A 3,156-nucleotide genomic window follows, 5' to 3' on the forward strand; every position below is an offset into this window, starting at 1 on the left:
GCCAATGCTGCGAGCATATAGGGACGGACATTTTCGAATGCCTCCTCGCCCATGATGTCAGCCACTGGCCTGCCCACAATTTGGTCAGCCTGACGATTATACCAGCGTGTGTAGGTGGCGTTGATTTCACGGTAACACAACTGTTGGTCGATGAACGCGATCAAGATGGGCACAGAGTCTACCAGTAAGCGCCGTTGGTCGCGCTCGCCCTTGAACTGCTGGGCATCAGCGAGGATGAAGCCAACACCTGACTGGCCATGCTGAGTACTTCCATATCACTATCGCTGAAAGCGTTGACGCGCCCTGAATAAACCTTAAGTACGCCAAAACATTGGTCTGCATAGATCAGTGGCACTAACAGACCGGATCGAAAGCCCACTTGTTCGGCAGCCTTGCGAGCTACACGAGGCTCAATATGCGTGTCACGGCAGTGGATTGGTTGGCGGGAAGCGTGGCAGGCCCCCGACAGACTCCCGGCCAACGGCAGACGCAGCCCTACAGAGTTCTGAGCAGTGCCTGCCCCGGCAGTGTAAACCATCTCTTCGTTAACGGCTTCTTCCACAGCGGCGCCATCGGCTCCGGTAACTACCAGTCCGATTTGTGCTACCTCTTCGCGCAAGCTTTGCAAGTCCAGGCCAGCGGTGCCCACCCGGGTTTGAATGTCGACCAGCCTCTGTAGCTGTCGACGCTGCTGCTCTAGCTCGCGCAGAGCCGTAATGTCACGCTGTACAGCAATATAATATTGCGGCTCGGCGCCGGTGGGGTAGGGTTGAATTGACCACTGCATTTGAAAGGCGGTGCCATTTTTGCGGTAGTTCACTGTCTCACCGCTAAACGGTTGGTTAGACTGCAGTTGATTTTTTAGTGTTTGCAGCAGGTCATAGTCGGTGTCTGGGCCTTGAAGTAACCGCGGCGTCTGGCCTTGAAGTTCGGCGAGAGTATAGCCGGTGAGTTGCAAAAGGCGGGATTAGCGTAGATGATATAGGGGCCGGGAAAGTCTAACTGAGCATCAGTAATCAGTATAGCGTCCGAGATGGCTTCGAGTGATGCTTTTAAAAGGTTGTCGTCAGAAAAGGATAAGCTCATAGGCGACTGCTACCAAAACTTGACACTATATGTTGTAAGTAATTGTAGTCGACATCTGTATATTCGAACAGTCTGTAGTGCAACCTGTTAATCATATTAAGTGGGGAAGGCGATATTGCTCATGGCCGCTTAGCACAATGAATAATCGAAACTTACTCAGGTAGCTTTAAATAACGATGCGTTTTCCGCTAAATTCTCTGGAGATAGGCGATATATGTGCATCGAATCAACGCAGTAAGCACCTAATTTTTGGTAAAACTCAATGGCAGGAGTGTTCCAGTCCAAACACCCCCATTCGAGCATTTCACAGCCGCGATCAATAGCGTGTTTTGATAAAAACTGCATCATGATATTGCCCAAGCCTTTTCCGCGCATTGAGTCATCAATAAAAAAACCATCAATATATAGTCCTGAGCGTCCAGTAAAGGCGGAGCTTTTCTGATGGAAGTATGCAAAGCTCACTGTTTCACCTTCATAAATACCAAACACGGCTTCACCTTGCTTGGATGCAAGCAGTCGTTCTATCCGCTCTGGTGTGGCGATGATTTTATCGGCCATTTTCTGAAAATCACCCAGCTTTTTCATGAAGCTGACAATTAGAGCTGCATCTTCAGGACCGGCTATTCGCAGGACGAATTTCGGATTTTGAGTGCTAAGTTTTGTCATTACGATTCCTTTTGCAGCAGCCAGAGCTTCACTTAAATATCCTGGAATGTAGAGGCTGGACGGTCGCTGTGGCCTAAATCCCGGTCTGGCCAGACTTTATCCCTGACGCGCTGTTTGAGTACCTTGGCTTCGGGAAAACCGCCGTCTGTTTTACGCTCCCAGATCTGTTCGCCGTCACAGGTGATAATAAAGGTGCCGCCTGTCGCAGGTTGCAGGGTGACGCCGCCCAGGTCATCGCTGAAGGTTGATAGCAGTTCCTGTGCCAGCCATGCTGCGCGTAATAACCACTGACACTGGGTGCAGTACTGGATGACAATGATCGGCTTAGACGCTGGTGTGGTCATGCACTGACTCCATCACTAGTCGTCGCTGTGTTCAGCGCGCAGACGTTCCAGGCGCTCACTTTCTTCTTCGCTGGCGGCATCAATGACGGCCATCAGTTCGTCCACGTCGGCATTGGTGTCGCTATAGGCGTAGGTGCCGGTGAGCTGACTATCGGCTTGAAGTTTGCCAGCTTCATAGAGTGACCACATCTCCCGGGCAAACTCGGTCTTTAGCAGTTCGGGTGCAAAGCGTCCGAAGTAGGCACGCATGGTGTTTACGTCCCGCTCAAGCATCATGCTGGCGCTGTTGTTACCCGCTGCATTTACCGCTTGAGGTAAATCGATAATGACCGGCCCCTGCGCGTCCAACAGCACGTTAAACTCAGAAAGATCACCATGTACTAGTCCTGCGCAGAGCATGCGTACAACTTCTTCAATGACTTGTTGGTGCCAGATTTTAGCGTCTTCAGCGCTCAGTGTTACATCATCAAGACGTGGCGCCACGTAGCCTTCGGCATCTGTGATCAGCTCCATCAACAGGACACCATCAATAAAGCCATAGGGTTTGGGTACGCGCACTCCAGCGGCGGCCAGTTGGTAAAGCGCCTCCACCTCGGCATTTAACCAGGCATTTTCCTGCTCTTTTTGGCCATATTGCGTTTTTTTGGACATAGCGCGTGCACGACGACTATTTCGAACCTTGCGCCCTTCCTGATATTCTACTGCCTGCTTGAAACTGCGCTGACTGGCTTCCTTGAACACTTTGGCACAGCGTACGTCGTTACCACAGCGTACGACATAAACATCGGCCTCTTTGCCGCTCATTAACTGACTGATCACTTCGTCGATCATGCCATCTTCAGCCAGTGGCTGTAATCGTTTGGGTATTCTCATAAATTATATATGTCCGGTACATGTGCTGGCAGGCCTGATGTCTGAGAAGCAGGCACTGCTGGATTATAACGTAGAACTGATCCAGATAATGCAGCGGGTCGGGTGTTCTGTCACCTGAAGGTCGTCTTTATAAGTCCTCATGCTACATAGTTCCGGATTTCACTATAAAATGAAAGTGAGTAATGTG

6 protein-coding genes are annotated in these 3,156 nt (G+C 50.7%); all 6 read right to left on the reverse strand.

Annotated features, from left to right (window positions below):
- On the reverse strand, positions 1 to 173 hold a 173-nt coding region (locus LH51_RS24955), incomplete at its 3' end, for a PAS domain-containing protein (RefSeq protein ID WP_160173755.1).
- A 5-nt stretch (positions 174 to 178) separates the two neighbouring features.
- Positions 179 to 958 carry a PAS domain S-box protein gene (locus tag LH51_RS19620; protein ID WP_052063903.1) on the reverse strand — a complete coding sequence of 260 codons (780 nt, stop codon included), beginning with the start codon at positions 956 to 958 and terminating at the stop codon, positions 179 to 181.
- The gene (locus tag LH51_RS21730) at positions 862 to 1,086 is read right to left on the reverse strand and encodes a PAS domain-containing protein (RefSeq protein ID WP_200882059.1); all 225 of its coding nucleotides are present in this window, start codon (positions 1,084 to 1,086) and stop codon (positions 862 to 864) included. The genes LH51_RS19620 and LH51_RS21730 overlap by 97 nt, the downstream gene beginning before the upstream one ends.
- A gap of 156 nt (positions 1,087 to 1,242) precedes the next feature.
- Positions 1,243 to 1,752, reverse strand: a complete 510-nt coding sequence (locus tag LH51_RS17255; RefSeq protein ID WP_036524655.1) for a GNAT family N-acetyltransferase — start codon at positions 1,750 to 1,752, stop codon at positions 1,243 to 1,245.
- 32 nt (positions 1,753 to 1,784) lie between these two features.
- Positions 1,785 to 2,096 (reverse strand): SelT/SelW/SelH family protein, encoded by a 312-nt coding sequence (locus LH51_RS17260; protein ID WP_036524658.1) that lies wholly within the window; start codon positions 2,094 to 2,096, stop codon positions 1,785 to 1,787.
- A gap of 15 nt (positions 2,097 to 2,111) precedes the next feature.
- Positions 2,112 to 2,969, reverse strand: a complete 858-nt coding sequence (locus LH51_RS17265; protein WP_036524661.1) for a PA4780 family RIO1-like protein kinase — start codon at positions 2,967 to 2,969, stop codon at positions 2,112 to 2,114.
- Positions 2,970 to 3,156: the final 187 nt, after the last annotated feature.

This window comes from Nitrincola sp. A-D6 (assembly GCF_000764495.1).
Lineage (GTDB): Bacteria > Pseudomonadota > Gammaproteobacteria > Pseudomonadales > Balneatricaceae > Nitrincola.